We start from the raw sequence: 14,110 nt of genomic DNA on the forward strand, positions 1-14,110 counted from the left end.
ATGCGTAAGCCTCCTTTCCCACTGTTGTTGTGCCTGGGCCTGGCGGGTTGCATGGTAGGGCCTGACTACCAGCACCCGAATATCGACACCCCCGCGGCCTACCGTTACGCGGACAAAGAAGCAAAGAATCTGTCGAACACGCTGTGGTGGGAGCAGTTCCAGGACCCTGTCCTCAATGACCTGATCCGCACGGCGCTGCTCGAAAACAAGGACATCAAGATTGCCGCCGCGCGGGTCGAAGAGTTCCAGGGCCGTTACGGCCAGACCCGCTCCCTGTTGTTCCCGCAAGTCGGGCTGGGTGCCCAGGGGCAGCGGTCCCGTTCGCAGCGAGACACCGGTCCGGTACCGCTGGATCCATCGGTGGATCCGGTGTTCAACAACTACCAGGCCATTCTCAGCGTGAACTGGGAACTGGATATCTGGGGCCGTTTGCGCCGCCTGGACGAATCCGCCCGTGCCGATTTGCTGGCCTCGGAAGAAGGCCGTCGAAGCGTGATATTGAGTCTGGTCGCCTCGGTAGCGTCGAGTTACGTGACCCTGCGCGATCTCGACCGGGAGCTGGAAATCGCCCGCACGACGGCCAAGGCGCGCGGTGAATCCAATGAAATATTCAAACTGCGCTACGGTGCCGGCACCATATCCGAAATGGAACTGGCGCAGAATCAATCCGAATTCGAGCGCACCCAGGCGTCGGTTGCGCAATTCGAACCCTTGGTCGCGCAACAGGAAAACGCCCTGGCCGTGCTGCTTGGGCGCAACCCGGGGCCGATCATCCGCGGCCGTGACCTGGCCCAACTGAATCTGCCAACGGTGCCAGCCGGCTTGCCGTCGGACCTGCTCGAGCGTCGACCTGATTTGCGTCAGGCCGAGCTGAATCTGATCTCGGCCAATGCCCAGATCGGCGCCGCCAAGGCCCAGTACTTCCCGACAATCTCCCTGACCGGGCTGTTGGGCTCCGCCAGCACCCAACTGTCGAACCTGTTCACCGGGCCCGCTTCCACCTGGTCCTATGGTGTGGCGGCGAGCATGCCGATCTTCACGGCCGGCGGTATCGCCGGGCAGGTGCAACAAGCCGAAGCCTTCCAGAAACAAGCGCTGCTGACTTACCAGCAGGCGATTCAATCGGCGTTCAGGGACGTGGAAAATGCCTTGGTCGCGTCGAGTAAATCCAGAGAACAGATGGATTACCAGGCCAGGCAGGTCGAGGCACTGAGCACTTACGCCCATTACGCACGGTTGCGCTACGACAACGGTTACACCAGCTACATCGAGGTGCTGGACGCCGAGCGCAGCCTGTTCGACGCCGAATTGAATTACACCCGCACCCGTGGCTCGGTGTTCACCAACATGATCGATCTGTACAAAGCGACTGGCGGTGGTTGGGTAAGCGAGGCTGACAAGCTGACGGTCGTCGGCAAGGACAAACCTGGCCAGTAGTCGCCGGGTTGCCCCTTCACCGCTTATTCGTAATCCTCGTCCAGCCCCGGCTTTCGTTCTTGCGGATGGTTATTGAGGTAGCCGCTCACGGCAGAGCCCACCGTCGGATAGAACGCCGATTCGCCGAACCGCGGCATAAGCCCGAATCGCTTGAGCTTGTCCTTGACCGGGTCCTTCATTTCCGCCACGCACAATTTGATACCGGCCTCGTGCAAGGTTTCGTGCAGCTCGGCGAGCATGTCGGCGGAGGTCACGTCGACGCTGGTCACCGGCTCCGCTGCCACGACCAGCCAGCGCACGGGCGTGGGGGACGCGGCCACGGCGTCCAGCACCCGGTCACTGAACAGTTCGGCGTTGGCGAAAAACAACGGTGCGTCCCAGCGGAACAACACCAGTCCGGGCAGCATGCGCGCGTTGGGGTAACGTTTGATGTCGTGAAAACCGTGCACGCCATCGGCACGCCCCAGAATGGCGGAGTACGGGCGCCAGGCATCCCACAGAAACTCAATGACCGCAATGACGATCGCCAGGCCGATACCCTCGATCGCGCCAAACACGGCCACGCCTATCGTGCAGACGATGGAGAGCCAGAACTCCCAACGCTGGATACGATAGATTCGCAGCAGGTCAGTGACTTCGATCAGGCCGATCGCCGACGCGATCACGACAGCGGCCAAGGCACTGGTCGGCAGGTTGTGCAGCAGGTCCGGCGCTACCATCAGCAGCACGGCGACCGCCAGTGCACCGACGACGCCGGCCAGTTGGGTCCTGGCCCCCGCCGCTTCGGCCACGGGTGTGCGTGATGAACTGCTGCTGATCGGGAAGCCTTGAAACAACCCACCCGCCAGATTGGCGACGCCGAGCCCTACCATCTCCTGGTTCGGATCGACATAGGAACGGGTGCGCGCCGCATACACCCGGGAAAGCACACTGGTGTCGGCGAACGACACGAGGGCGACGGCACAACCGCCAATGATCACCGGAACGATATCCTCAGTGGTGATCCACGGGATGGCGAACGCAGGCAGGCCTTGTGGCAGTGAACCAAGGATCGCTACGTTATGCGACGCCAGGTCCAGCACTCCCACGGCCACCGTGGCGCCTGCCACCGCGATCAAAATCCCCGGCACACGTTTTTTGTCCTTGAGCAGCAGGATCACCAACAGGGTCGCCGCGCCGATGGCGAACGTGACCCAATTGGTCTTGCCATCGACCACCGCCATTGCAATGGCCCACAGATTTCTCAGGGGACCTTCGCTGTTGATCGAGAAACCGAAAAACTTCGGTAACTGGCTGATCAATACCGTCAACGCGATCCCGTTCATGTAGCCATAGCGGATCGGTTTGGACAGCAGTTCCGTGACGAAGCCCAGGCGCGCGATACCGGCCAGGATACACACCGTCCCCGAGACGATCGCCATCATGCCCGCCAGGGCGATCGCGCGCTGCGGGTCGCCGCCGGACAATGGCAGGACCACCGCAAGTATCACCGCCGCCAGCGAAGAATCAGGCCCCAGTACCAGAATCCGGCTGGGCCCGAACAACGCATAGGCGAGTAGCGGCACGATGGTCGCATAGAGGCCGTAGATACCGGGGACACCTGAGGCCACCGCATAAGCGATGCCGACCGGCACTAGCATGGTGGTGAGCACCAGGCCGGCGACGATATCGTGCTGCAGCCAGGCAGCCTTGTAGCTGCGCAGCATCCGCAGGCCCGGCAGCCAGCGGCTCCAGCCGGGTTGGTCGGCGCCTGTTTCCCTGCGCGCGATCCGCCCCGGCCCGGGTGGCGTCGTATCCGATTGACTCATGGGACTTCAGCCCTCTGGCGATGGCGCAGGTTCGCGTGGACGTACCGGTCAGAATTTTTCCGGGATCTGCCGGAACGGATAATCCGGCTTGCGATAGCCGCCAGGCTTCTGCCGTTTGGGCAAGGTCACCTTCTTGCGCGGGATCTCTTTGTACGGTATCCGGCTGAGCAGGTCGGTGATGATGTTAAGGCGGGCCCGGCGCTTGTCGTTCGAGTTCGCGACCAGCCAAGGCGCATGCTCGGTGTCGGTGGCTTTGAACATCGCATCTCGTGCCCGTGAATAGTCGTACCAGTGGCCATAGGACTTGAGGTCCATCGGTGACAGTTTCCAGATTTTGCGCCCGTCCTTGATCCGCGCCTCGAGTCGACGGGTCTGCTCCTGCGGGCTGACCTCCAGCCAGTACTTGAGCAGGATAACCCCGGAGTTGACGATGGCGCGTTCTACAAGGGGGGCCGTTAGCAGGAATTTTTCCGCCTGTTCTTCACTGCAGAATCCCATCACCCGCTCAACGCCCGCGCGGTTGTACCAACTGCGATCGAAGATCACCACTTCACCAGCCGCCGGCAGGTGCGGCAGGTAGCGCTGCACATACATCTGGCTCTTTTCACGGTCGGTCGGGGCTGGCAGGGCCACCACCCGAAAGACCCGCGGGTTGACGCGCTCGGTCAGTGCCTTGATCGTCCCGCCCTTGCCGGCACCGTCGCGCCCCTCGAAGACAATACAGACCTTGATGCCCTTTACCCTGACCCACTCCTGCAGCTTGACCAGCTCGACATGCAGCAGGCGCAATTGCGCCAGATACGCTTTGTTTGTCAGCTTCGCGCCTTCAGCGGAAGCGCTTTTTGAGCTGCCTTTTTTATCCTTTGCCATGTTCAAGACCTCACGATTTTCAGTCACTGACTTACAAAAGTTCACCCCGGCAGTGGCGCTGGAGGGAATTGGAAATGCCTGGATGCTTATCCTCCGAGCGCAATGATTGCGCTGATCAGCAAGGCGCCGGTGATTGTCAGCGCAATCGCCCCCTGCCATGGTCTGGCGCCTGCGTAACGCGCCAGAATCCAGCCCCCCGCGAAGAGCACGGCCAGTCCGACGAGGTTGGACACGCGTACCGCAAGTCTTGTCTGTTCGAGTAACAGAAACGGGATCACCAGCGGAAATGTCGAGAGCACCACCAGCAGGAACACACCGAGTGCCCCCTTGAAGTCATTCAGGCCAAGTCGCGGCGGCGCGGGCATGGTGGCGGTTTCGGCCAGGCGCTGACGCAACAATTCCAGGCCATCGGCACCGGCCGCTGTCGCCAGGCGTGGTGGTAATGCATTGGCAATGAGCGACTGTCCGGTGGCCGCATCCACCCCGCTGCACACCTTTTTCAATAGCGTGCGGCTGCGGGTATGTTCAATCAGTGTTCGCAGCAGATACATCACCGCGTCCGCGAGTCCCCAGGCCAGGTTGCAGCCGAGCGCGGCGATCATCATCACGCGTTCGGCCTCCTGATCTGCGGTGACCACACTGATCGTTCCAGTGAAAGTCATCGCCATGAGCAAGCCGAAGATCACCTCCGTGACACGCTCGACGGGATCGAGCACACGCGAGGGCTTATGTTCTGCGGTGCTTTGCATGCTCCCAACCTTGGCAGGTTTCTCGCCTTTGGATGCCCTGTGACTCAGGTTCGCGGGCCTGCGCTGGCGCCGGTCTTGCGACAGTCCGATTCCAGCCCCCTGTGAGTGTAGTTTGAATCGATATTGCTGCCGCATTGGTGCGAGCAAACCCGGTCGGTTTTTTTGCTCGGGCTACACTCCCCCGGTAACAGCACCCTGGCTTGACGTTATTCGCCACGGCCGGCTTGAAGAATCAGGATCAAACCTGACATCCACCATTCGCCTTGAGCCTCACTGGCGCGGCATTCATGGCCGCACCTTGCACCATCACGGAGTCTCTATGTTTGTCAGTCTGATCATCATCCTCACCTCCTCCCTGGTCGTCATTTCCCTGTTCTATCGCCTGCGATTGCCACCGGTGCTGGGTTATCTCTTTGTGGGCCTGATCGTCGGCCCCAGGGCGTTTGGCTGGGTGGATGAAAGTGAAGCGCTGCCGCTTCTCGCCGAACTGGGCGTGGTGTTTTTGCTGTTTTCGCTCGGGCTGGAATTTTCCCTGTCGAAAATGATTGCCCTGCGCCAGGTTGTCTTTGGCCTGGGCAGCCTGCAAGTACTGGTGTCGGGGGCGGTACTGGGCGCGTTACTGATGCTTGCAGGCGTGGCGACGACGCCAGCGTTGTTACTGGGTGGCGGGCTGGCACTGTCTTCCACCGCCATTGTCAGCAAGGAGTTGACCAGCCTCGGCGAGATTTTCAGCAGCCACGGCCAGAATGCCATCGGCGTTCTGTTGTTCCAGGACGTGGTCGCGGTGTTGTTGCTGACCCTGGTGCCGGTCTTCGCCGGTAACAGCGATCAAGCCTGGTATTGGGCGCTGCCATTGACCCTGGGTAAAACCGTGTTGTTGTTTATCGGGCTGTCCCTGGCCAGTCGCTGGGTATTGCCGCGCCTGTTCCATGAGGTCGCGGCGGCTCGCTCGGCTGAGCTGTTCGTCTTGCTGGCCCTGGTCATCGTCCTGCTGACGGCCGGGCTGACCCACCTGATCGGGCTCTCCCCTGCCCTGGGCGCATTTCTCGCCGGCATGTTGCTGGGGGAAAGCCACTACCGGCACCAGATCGAGGCCGATCTGCGGCCGTTCCGCGACATACTGCTCGGCGTGTTTTTCATCAGCATCGGCATGCTGATCGACTTGCGCCTGTTCGCCAGTCACGGCCTGCTGATCCTCGGGCTGACGCTGGCGCTGTTGCTGATCAAGGGCAGCGTGGTCGCGCTATTGGTCAAATGGCGCGGCAGCGACGGGGAAACCGCGTGGCGCAGCGGCCTGGCCCTGGCCCAGGGCGGCGAGTTCTGCTTTGCATTGATGGCGCAGATGCAGCGAAACGACCTGATGCCTGCCAACCTCGGCAGCCTGTTGCTGGCGGCGACCTTCTGCTCAATGGTGGCCACCCCGTCGTTACTGCGCGCCGCCCCCTGGATTGCCACACATCTGCACCGCAAGCCCAATGAAGAAGCGAAGCTGGAGGAAATCAGCGCGCTCAACGCCGGCGTGCAGGGCCATGTGGTGATTTGTGGTTACGGTCGTGTGGGGCAATCGATCGGGCGAATAATGCGCAAGGCGCAACAGCCCTACATCGCACTGGACAATGACCCGGTCCGGGTACGTGAAGCCGCCGTCGCTGAAAGCGACGTGCATTACGGCGATTCCCATCGTGGCGAACTGCTGGTCGCCGTTGGCCTGGAGCGCGCCAGCCTGGTGGTCATCGCCGTGGACAAAACCGAGGTTGCCCTGCAGGTGCTGAAGGAGGCGCGTCGCATCAATCCGGACGTGCCGATCCTGGTGCGTACGCGGGACGACAGCCAGTGTCCCGAGTTGAAGGCGGCCGGCGCCAGCGAAGTGGTGCCCGAGTTACTCGAGTCCAGCCTGATGCTGGCGTCGCATGCCCTGATCATGTTGGGATTCCCCGAGCGTCAGGTCCTCGACCGCATCGCCCAGGTACGGCACGACCGCTATCGCCTGCTACACGGGGTTTATCCCGGCGCCGAAGACGGGGAACTTTGAAGATTCAGCGCCTCACAGCGACAAAAAGCCGTTGTACAACCCATATCCCGCCAGGCCGGCAGCGGTGATGACACAGGCAAAAATGCCTTTCTCGAAATGGCTGAACAAAGGCTCTCCCTGCTCGTGCTTGGCCTTGGCGAACAAGATCACCCCAGGCGCATACAGCAACGCCGACAGCAGCAGGTATTTCACACCTCCGGCATACAGCAGCCACACCGCATAACTCAGCGCAATGCCGCCGATCAACAGATCCTTGGTCCGCTCCGCCGAGGCATGTTCATAGGTTTCGCCGCGCCCGCTCAACAGCACCGCATAGGCCGCCGACCATAGGTACGGCACCAGGATCATCGACGACGCGAGGTAGATCAGGCTGGTGTAGGTCCCTGCGGAAAACAGCGTGATCAGCAAGAAAATCTGGATCATTGAATTGGTCAGCCACAACGCGTTGACCGGCACGTGGTTGGCGTTCTCCCGGGTCAGGAACGCCGGCATGGTCTTGTCCTTTGCGGTGGCGAAAAGGATCTCGGCGCACAGCAACGCCCACGACAACAAGGCCCCGAGCAACGAAATCGCCAGGCCGACGCTGATCAACAAGGCTCCCCAGGGGCCGACGATGCGCTCCAGCACCGCCGCCAGCGACGGGTTCTGCAACGTCGCCAGTTCCGGCTGGCTCATGATCCCGAGCGACAGCACGTTCACCAACACCAGCAAGGCCAGCACGCCGAGGAAGCCAATGACCGTCGCGCGCCCGACATCGGTGCGCTTCTCCGCCCTGGCCGAATAGATGCTGGCGCCTTCAATGCCGATGAACACGAACACGGTGACCAGCATCATGTTGCGCACTTGGTCCATCACGCCGCCAAAGTCCGGATTGCTCTGCCCCCAGATGTCCCGGGTGAAGATCTCGGCCTTGAAGGCCACTGCGGCAATCACGATAAACATGATCAGCGGAACGATCTTGGCCACAGTGGTCAACTGATTGATGAATGCGGCCTCCTTGATCCCGCGCAATACCAGAAAGTGCACTGCCCAAAGCAATACCGAGGCGCAGCCAATAGCGATCGGTGTATTACCCTGGCCAAATACCGGAAAGAAATAACCGAGGGTGCTGAACAACAACACGAAATAACCGACGTTGCCCAGCCAGGCACTGATCCAGTAACCCCAGGCCGAGGAAAACCCCATGTAGTCGCCGAACCCGGCCTTGGCGTAGGCATACACCCCGGAATTGAGCTCCGGTTTGCGATTGGCAAGGGTCTGGAACACGAAGGCCAGGGTCAGCATGCCCACGGCGGTAATCGCCCAGCCGATCAGCACCGCACCGGCATCGGCGCGCTCTGCCATGTTCTGAGGCAGTGAAAAGATGCCACCACCAATCATCGAGCCCACCACCAGGGCGATCAATGCACTCAGTCGAAGCTTTTGCGTGGGTTGCGACATTCCTGGGTCTCCATTTATTTCCCGATGCGGCCGGGTTTTATCACAGCCATGAAACCGTCACTTGCCTGGCATTAACTAAATGGCTTCAGCGCAATGACGTTTATTAAATAACGCCGAACAAGGCGCCTGTTAGTTATAGCCGATCAGTATATCGGTGCCGTGCTAAGAACACTTGGGCTGAACGAAACCGTTAATTCATAGCGTTACTGAAATCGGGTGTCAAAAATTTGCAGAAACACAGAAACGAACTAGCGTAAAAACTCGAAGCAATACGCAGTATTGCCGTTTGTTCTTTCCGAGGCCTCTGGATAAGGCATTTCCGGAGAAGTAGCCATGTTCCCGGATCGAATATAAGTCGTTCAAATCGCAATGGAATGTGCCCATGTACTGATCTAAATCAGATGATTGAATTGCTAACAGAACTAATCTGTTGTCTCTCTTCTCCTGCATTGGAGTCATGCAATGTCTGAATCCCCCGGAAAACTGAAACTTGGCGCACTGGTGGCCTTGGTCGTCGGTTCGATGATTGGCGGCGGAATATTTTCCCTGCCACAAAACATGGCTGTCAGTGCAGACGTCGGCGCCATTCTGATTGGTTGGGCAATTACCGCCGTGGGCATGTTGACCCTGGCCTTCGTCTTCCAGACGCTGGCCAACCGCAAGCCTGACCTGGACGGTGGTGTTTACGCTTACGCCAAAGCCGGTTTTGGCGACTACATGGGTTTCTCTTCCGCCTGGGGATACTGGATCAGTGCCTGGCTGGGCAACGTCGGTTATTTCGTTCTGCTGTTCAGCACCCTCGGTTATTTCTTCCCGATCTTCGGCGAAGGCAATACGGTGGCCGCCGTGATTGGCGCGTCAGTGCTGCTGTGGGGCGTGCATTTCCTCGTGTTGCAGGGGATCAAGGAAGCGGCATTCATCAACCTGGTCACCACGATCGCCAAGGTCGTGCCACTGTTGCTGTTCATGTTGATCACCTTGTTCGCCTTCAAGCTGGACATCTTTACCGCTGACATCTGGGGCCTGAAAAACCCGGACCTGGGCAGCGTGATGAACCAGGTGCGCAAAATGATGCTGGTCACCGTATGGGTGTTCATTGGCATCGAAGGCGCGAGCATCTTCTCGGCGCGGGCGGAAAAACGCACCGACGTGGGTAAAGCCACCGTGATCGGGTTCATTACCGTGCTGCTGTTCCTGGTGTTGGTCAACGTACTGTCGCTGGGCGTCATGACCCAACCGGAACTGGCCAAGCTGCAGAACCCGTCGATGGCCGCCGTGCTGGAGCATGTGGTGGGTCATTGGGGCGCGGTCCTGATCAGCGTCGGTCTGGTCATCTCGCTGCTCGGGGCATTGCTGTCATGGGTACTGCTGTGCGCGGAGATCATGTTTGCCGCGGCCAAGGACCACACCATGCCGGCATTCCTGCGCAAGGAAAACAGCAAGAATGTACCGGTCAACGCCCTGTGGCTGACCAACGCCATGGTGCAGCTGTTCCTGATCATCACCCTGTTCTCGGCCAGTACTTACCTGTCGCTGATCTACCTGGCGACCTCAATGATTCTGGTGCCTTACCTGTGGTCGGCAGCTTATGCGTTTTTGCTGGCGGTACGCGGTGAGACTTATGAAAGCGCCGCGCCCGAACGCCAGAAAGACCTGTTCATCGGTGCTATCGCCCTGGTCTACGCGATCTGGCTGATCTATGCCGGCGGCGTCAAGTACCTGCTGCTGTCCGCCCTGCTCTATGCGCCCGGCGTCATTTTGTTCGCCAAGGCCAAGATGGAAATCGACAAACCTGTTTTCACCAACGTCGAGAAGCTGATTTTCGCGGCCGTCGTCGTGGGCGCCCTGGTGGCGGCCTATGGGCTGTATGACGGCTTCCTGACTCTGTAACCCCCTGATTAATTGTCATCTGGAGGATCACTGTAATGACCACGGAAAAAGTTAAGTTCGGCGTCCATTCCGAAGCCGGCAAACTGCGCAAAGTCATGGTTTGCTCCCCCGGCCTGGCCCATCAGCGGCTGACCCCGAACAACTGTGACGAACTGCTTTTCGACGACGTGTTGTGGGTCGCTCAAGCCAAGCGCGACCATTTCGATTTCGTCACCAAAATGCGTGAGCGCAACGTTGATGTGCTGGAAATGCACAACCTGTTGACCGACATCGTTGCCATTCCTGAAGCCCTGGACTGGATTCTGGAACGCAAGGTCACCGCCAATTCGGTCGGCCTGGGCCTGATCAATGAAACAAGCTCGTGGCTGCGCAGCCTGGAACCTCGCAAGATCGCCGAGTTCCTGATTGGCGGCGTATCTGCCGATGACCTGCCGGACAGCTTCGGTGGCAAGACCATCCAGATGTTCCGCGACTTCCTCGGCCACTCCAGCTTCATTCTGCCGCCACTGCCCAACACCCAATTCACCCGCGACACCACCTGCTGGATCTACGGTGGCGTGACGCTCAACCCGATGTACTGGCCGGCGCGCCGCCAGGAAACACTGCTGACGACCGCCATCTACAAATTCCATCCCGAGTTCACCAACGCCGACTTCCAGATCTGGTACGGCGATCCTGACCAGGAACACGGCAGCTCCACCCTTGAAGGCGGCGACGTCATGCCCATCGGCAACGGCGTGGTCTTGATCGGCATGGGCGAACGCTCATCCCGTCAGGCGATCGGCCAACTGGCGCTCAACCTGTTCAAGAACAAAGCCGTCGAGAAGGTGATTGTTGCCGGCATGCCGAAATCCCGCGCAGCGATGCACCTGGACACGGTGTTCAGCTTCTGCGACCGCGACCTGGTGACCATCTTCCCGGAAGTGGTGAGCCAGATCGTGGCCTTCACCCTGCGCCCGGACGAAAGCAAGCAAGGCGGCATCGACATCCGTCGCGAAGAAACCAACTTCCTCGACACCGTGGCCAAGGCCCTCAATCTGAAAGCACTGCGCGTCGTGGAAACCGGCGGCAACAGCTTCGCCGCCGAACGCGAACAGTGGGACGACGGTAACAACGTGGTCGCCATGGAACCCGGCGTGGTCGTCGGCTACGACCGCAACACCTACACCAACACCCTGCTGCGCAAGGCCGGGGTCGAGGTCATCACCATCAGCGCCGGCGAACTCGGCCGCGGCCGTGGCGGCGGTCACTGCATGACCTGCCCGATCATCCGCGACCCGATCGATTACTAACCTATTAACCTGGGTCCGTGCTTACAACGCACGGACCCAGGGGATAACCGACACCTTAGGAGATCCAAAATGGCGTTCAACATCCATAACCGCAATCTGCTGAGCCTGGAACACCACACCCCTCGCGAATTGCGCTACCTGCTCGATCTTTCCCGTGACCTCAAGCGGGCCAAATACACTGGCACCGAACAGCAACACCTCAAAGGCAACAACATCGCGCTGATCTTCGAAAAAACCTCGACCCGCACCCGTTGTGCCTTCGAAGTTGCCGCTTATGACCAGGGCGCGAATGTCACCTACATCGATCCGAACTCCTCGCAGATCGGCCACAAGGAAAGCATGAAGGACACCGCCCGGGTGCTCGGGCGCATGTACGACGCCATCGAATACCGGGGCTTCAAGCAGGAAATCGTCGAAGAACTGGCCAAGTTTGCCGGCGTTCCGGTGTTCAACGGCCTGACCGACGAATACCACCCGACGCAAATGATCGCCGACGTGCTGACCATGCGCGAACACGCCGACAAGCCGATTCACGAAATCAGCTACGCCTACCTCGGCGACGCGCGTAACAACATGGGCAACTCGCTGCTGCTGGTGGGCGCCAAGCTCGGCATGGACGTACGCATCTGCGCGCCGAAAGCCCTGTGGCCGGCGGACGACCTGGTGGCCCGCTGCAAGAAATACGGTGAAGAAAGCGGTGCCCGCATCACCCTGACCGAGGACCCGAAAGCGGCTGTCAAAGGCGTGGACTTCATTCACACCGACGTGTGGGTGTCCATGGGCGAGCCGGTCGAAGCCTGGGCTGAACGCATCAAGCAATTGCTGCCGTATCAGGTCAACGCCGAGCTGATGAAAGCCACCGGCAACCCGCGCACCAAGTTCATGCATTGCCTGCCGGCCTTCCACAACAGTGACACCAAGGTCGGCAAGCAGATTGCCGAACAGTATCCGCACCTGGCCAACGGCATCGAAGTGACCGATGACGTGTTCGAATCACCGGCCTGCATCGCTTTCGAGCAAGCGGAAAATCGCATGCATACCATCAAGGCGATTCTGGTGTCGACACTGGCTGACTTGTAACAGCTTACTCGGCTCCTTGTGGGAGCTGGCTTGCCAGCGATGGCCGCACCTCGGTGTATCTGATAGACCGCAGTGATCCCATCGCTGGCAAGCCAGCTCCCACAGGAGACCGGGTCGCCCGCTTACTTCTCTTTTTGAAGGACATACACCATGCGTATCGTCGTTGCTCTGGGCGGTAACGCCCTGCTTCGCCGGGGTGAACCGATGACCGCTGACAATCAGCGCGCCAACATCCGGATCGCCACCGAACAGATCGCCAAGATCCACCCCGGCAACCAACTGGTCATCGCTCACGGCAATGGCCCTCAGGTCGGCCTGCTGTCGCTGCAAGCGGCAGCCTACACGTCGGTGTCGCCTTATCCGCTGGACGTGCTGGGCGCTGAAACCGAAGGCATGATCGGCTACATCATCGAACAGGAACTGGGCAACCTGCTGGACTTCGAAGTGCCCTTCGCCACGCTGCTGACCCAGGTCGAAGTCGACGCCAATGACCCGGCGTTCCAGAAGCCGAGCAAACCCATCGGCCCGGTGTACTCCAAGGCCGAAGCGGAAAAACTCGCCGCCGAAAAAGGCTGGGCCATTGCCCCGGACGGCGACAAATTCCGCCGCGTGGTCGCCAGCCCCAAACCGAAGCGCATCTTCGAGATCCGCCCGATCAAGTGGCTGCTGGAAAAAGGCAGCATCGTGATCTGTGCCGGCGGTGGCGGTATTCCCACGATGTACGATGAACACCGCAGGCTTCAGGGCGTGGAAGCGGTGATCGATAAAGACCTGTGCTCGGCGCTGCTGGCCGAACAGCTGGAAAGCGATTTGCTGGTCATAGCCACCGACGTCAATGCGGCGTATATCGATTACGGCAAGCCGACCCAGAAAGGCATCGCCCAGGCGCACCCCGACGAACTGGAGCGCCTGGGCTTCGCCGCCGGCTCCATGGGGCCGAAGGTGCAGGCAGCCTGCGAGTTTGCCCGCCATACTGGAAAGGTCGCGGTGATTGGCTCGCTTTCGGACATCGAAGCGATCGTCCAAGGCAAGGCCGGTACTCGCGTGAGCACGGCGACACCCGGTATCAGCTATCGATAGTCGCGATACTGCGGGCAGGCTGGCGGCCTGCCCCGCTTCAAGGCCTATTTGAAGGAGAGATGACAATGGCTAAGTTCGAGCCCGGTCACATGCACATCGAGCGTCATGCGTTGAACAACGATGACGTCAGCTACAACATATACATCGACTACGAAGTCACTCAGGACCCCAAGGAAGGCAAGGGGATGCTGTTCAAGATGCACGGCACCATTTTCGACAAGCCGTTCGAAGAGAGTTTCTATCTGCCGAAGGACCAGGCCTACAATTTCGCCAGCAACTTCACGACAGTTGTAGAGAAACACGGTATTCCAAAGATCTACAGCCAGATCGGCTCGAGCCACGCTTACTACGACAAAATGTTCGAAGATGTACGCAAGCAACTGAACATGCAGTCGGGGGACCCGGTCAAACCCGAACATCTGGGATGACCCA

11 protein-coding genes are annotated in these 14,110 nt (G+C 59.9%); 7 read left to right on the forward strand and 4 right to left on the reverse strand.

All coding sequences use genetic code 11. The features are described 5' to 3' along the window. A complete protein-coding gene (locus tag ACGJAX_RS21990) occupies positions 1 to 1,437 on the forward strand; it encodes an efflux transporter outer membrane subunit (protein ID WP_390956152.1) in 1,437 nt (478 codons plus the stop codon). A gap of 23 nt (positions 1,438 to 1,460) precedes the next feature. Here ACGJAX_RS21990 and ACGJAX_RS21995 read toward each other — a convergent pair whose 3' ends face one another. The 3 genes from ACGJAX_RS21995 to ACGJAX_RS22005 form a co-directional block, all read right to left on the reverse strand. Beyond that, positions 1,461 to 3,245 carry a sulfate permease gene (locus ACGJAX_RS21995; RefSeq protein ID WP_390956154.1) on the reverse strand — a complete coding sequence of 595 codons (1,785 nt, stop codon included), beginning with the start codon at positions 3,243 to 3,245 and terminating at the stop codon, positions 1,461 to 1,463. 48 nt (positions 3,246 to 3,293) lie between these two features. After that, complete coding sequence (gene ppk2, locus ACGJAX_RS22000) at positions 3,294 to 4,115, reverse strand: polyphosphate kinase 2 (protein WP_090321639.1); 822 nt, start codon at positions 4,113 to 4,115, stop codon at positions 3,294 to 3,296. A gap of 86 nt (positions 4,116 to 4,201) precedes the next feature. Further along, positions 4,202 to 4,864 carry a hypothetical protein gene (locus tag ACGJAX_RS22005; protein ID WP_390956155.1) on the reverse strand — a complete coding sequence of 221 codons (663 nt, stop codon included), beginning with the start codon at positions 4,862 to 4,864 and terminating at the stop codon, positions 4,202 to 4,204. 319 nt (positions 4,865 to 5,183) lie between these two features. Here ACGJAX_RS22005 and ACGJAX_RS22010 point away from each other — a divergent pair, with 319 nt between their 5' ends. Further along, a complete protein-coding gene (locus ACGJAX_RS22010; protein WP_390956156.1) occupies positions 5,184 to 6,896 on the forward strand; it encodes a monovalent cation:proton antiporter-2 (CPA2) family protein in 1,713 nt (570 codons plus the stop codon). 12 nt (positions 6,897 to 6,908) lie between these two features. Here the strand turns inward: ACGJAX_RS22010 and arcD (ACGJAX_RS22015) are convergent, their stop codons facing one another. Further along, the gene (gene arcD, locus ACGJAX_RS22015) at positions 6,909 to 8,336 is read right to left on the reverse strand and encodes an arginine-ornithine antiporter (RefSeq protein WP_390956157.1); all 1,428 of its coding nucleotides are present in this window, start codon (positions 8,334 to 8,336) and stop codon (positions 6,909 to 6,911) included. A 462-nt stretch (positions 8,337 to 8,798) separates the two neighbouring features. On the opposite strand from arcD (ACGJAX_RS22015), the gene arcD (ACGJAX_RS22020) reads away from it, so the two are divergent. From arcD (ACGJAX_RS22020) to ACGJAX_RS22040, 5 genes are all read left to right on the forward strand, one after another. Further along, positions 8,799 to 10,226, forward strand: a complete 1,428-nt coding sequence (gene arcD, locus ACGJAX_RS22020) for an arginine-ornithine antiporter (protein ID WP_247257068.1) — start codon at positions 8,799 to 8,801, stop codon at positions 10,224 to 10,226. A gap of 35 nt (positions 10,227 to 10,261) precedes the next feature. Next, positions 10,262 to 11,518, forward strand: a complete 1,257-nt coding sequence (gene arcA / locus ACGJAX_RS22025) for an arginine deiminase (RefSeq protein WP_247257069.1) — start codon at positions 10,262 to 10,264, stop codon at positions 11,516 to 11,518. A 69-nt stretch (positions 11,519 to 11,587) separates the two neighbouring features. Further along, the gene (locus ACGJAX_RS22030) at positions 11,588 to 12,598 is read left to right on the forward strand and encodes an ornithine carbamoyltransferase (protein ID WP_090321622.1); all 1,011 of its coding nucleotides are present in this window, start codon (positions 11,588 to 11,590) and stop codon (positions 12,596 to 12,598) included. 150 nt (positions 12,599 to 12,748) lie between these two features. Then, positions 12,749 to 13,678 carry a carbamate kinase gene (gene arcC, locus ACGJAX_RS22035; RefSeq protein ID WP_090321619.1) on the forward strand — a complete coding sequence of 310 codons (930 nt, stop codon included), beginning with the start codon at positions 12,749 to 12,751 and terminating at the stop codon, positions 13,676 to 13,678. Positions 13,679 to 13,743: 65 nt separating this feature from the next. Further along, positions 13,744 to 14,106 carry a DUF5064 family protein gene (locus ACGJAX_RS22040; protein WP_390956158.1) on the forward strand — a complete coding sequence of 121 codons (363 nt, stop codon included), beginning with the start codon at positions 13,744 to 13,746 and terminating at the stop codon, positions 14,104 to 14,106. Positions 14,107 to 14,110: the final 4 nt, after the last annotated feature.

Origin of the sequence: Pseudomonas moorei, assembly GCF_042846945.1 — a bacterium.
Taxonomy (GTDB): Bacteria; Pseudomonadota; Gammaproteobacteria; order Pseudomonadales; family Pseudomonadaceae; genus Aquipseudomonas; species Aquipseudomonas moorei.

Bases quoted from the DNA above. Each gene is read 5' to 3' on its own strand.
- ACGJAX_RS22030 (WP_090321622.1), top strand. From the start codon at position 11,588: ATGGCGTTCAACATCCATAACCGCAATCTGCTGAGCCTGGAACACCAC.
- arcD (WP_247257068.1), top strand. From the start codon at position 8,799: ATGTCTGAATCCCCCGGAAAACTGAAACTTGGCGCACTGGTGGCCTTG.
- arcA (WP_247257069.1), top strand. From the start codon at position 10,262: ATGACCACGGAAAAAGTTAAGTTCGGCGTCCATTCCGAAGCCGGCAAA.
- ACGJAX_RS21995 (WP_390956154.1), bottom strand. From the start codon at position 3,245: ATGAGTCAATCGGATACGACGCCACCCGGGCCGGGGCGGATCGCGCGC.
- ACGJAX_RS22010 (WP_390956156.1), top strand. From the start codon at position 5,184: ATGTTTGTCAGTCTGATCATCATCCTCACCTCCTCCCTGGTCGTCATT.
- arcD (WP_390956157.1), bottom strand. From the start codon at position 8,336: ATGTCGCAACCCACGCAAAAGCTTCGACTGAGTGCATTGATCGCCCTG.
- ACGJAX_RS21990 (WP_390956152.1), top strand. From the start codon at position 1: ATGCGTAAGCCTCCTTTCCCACTGTTGTTGTGCCTGGGCCTGGCGGGT.
- ACGJAX_RS22040 (WP_390956158.1), top strand. From the start codon at position 13,744: ATGGCTAAGTTCGAGCCCGGTCACATGCACATCGAGCGTCATGCGTTG.
- ppk2 (WP_090321639.1), bottom strand. From the start codon at position 4,115: ATGGCAAAGGATAAAAAAGGCAGCTCAAAAAGCGCTTCCGCTGAAGGC.
- arcC (WP_090321619.1), top strand. From the start codon at position 12,749: ATGCGTATCGTCGTTGCTCTGGGCGGTAACGCCCTGCTTCGCCGGGGT.
- ACGJAX_RS22005 (WP_390956155.1), bottom strand. From the start codon at position 4,864: ATGCAAAGCACCGCAGAACATAAGCCCTCGCGTGTGCTCGATCCCGTC.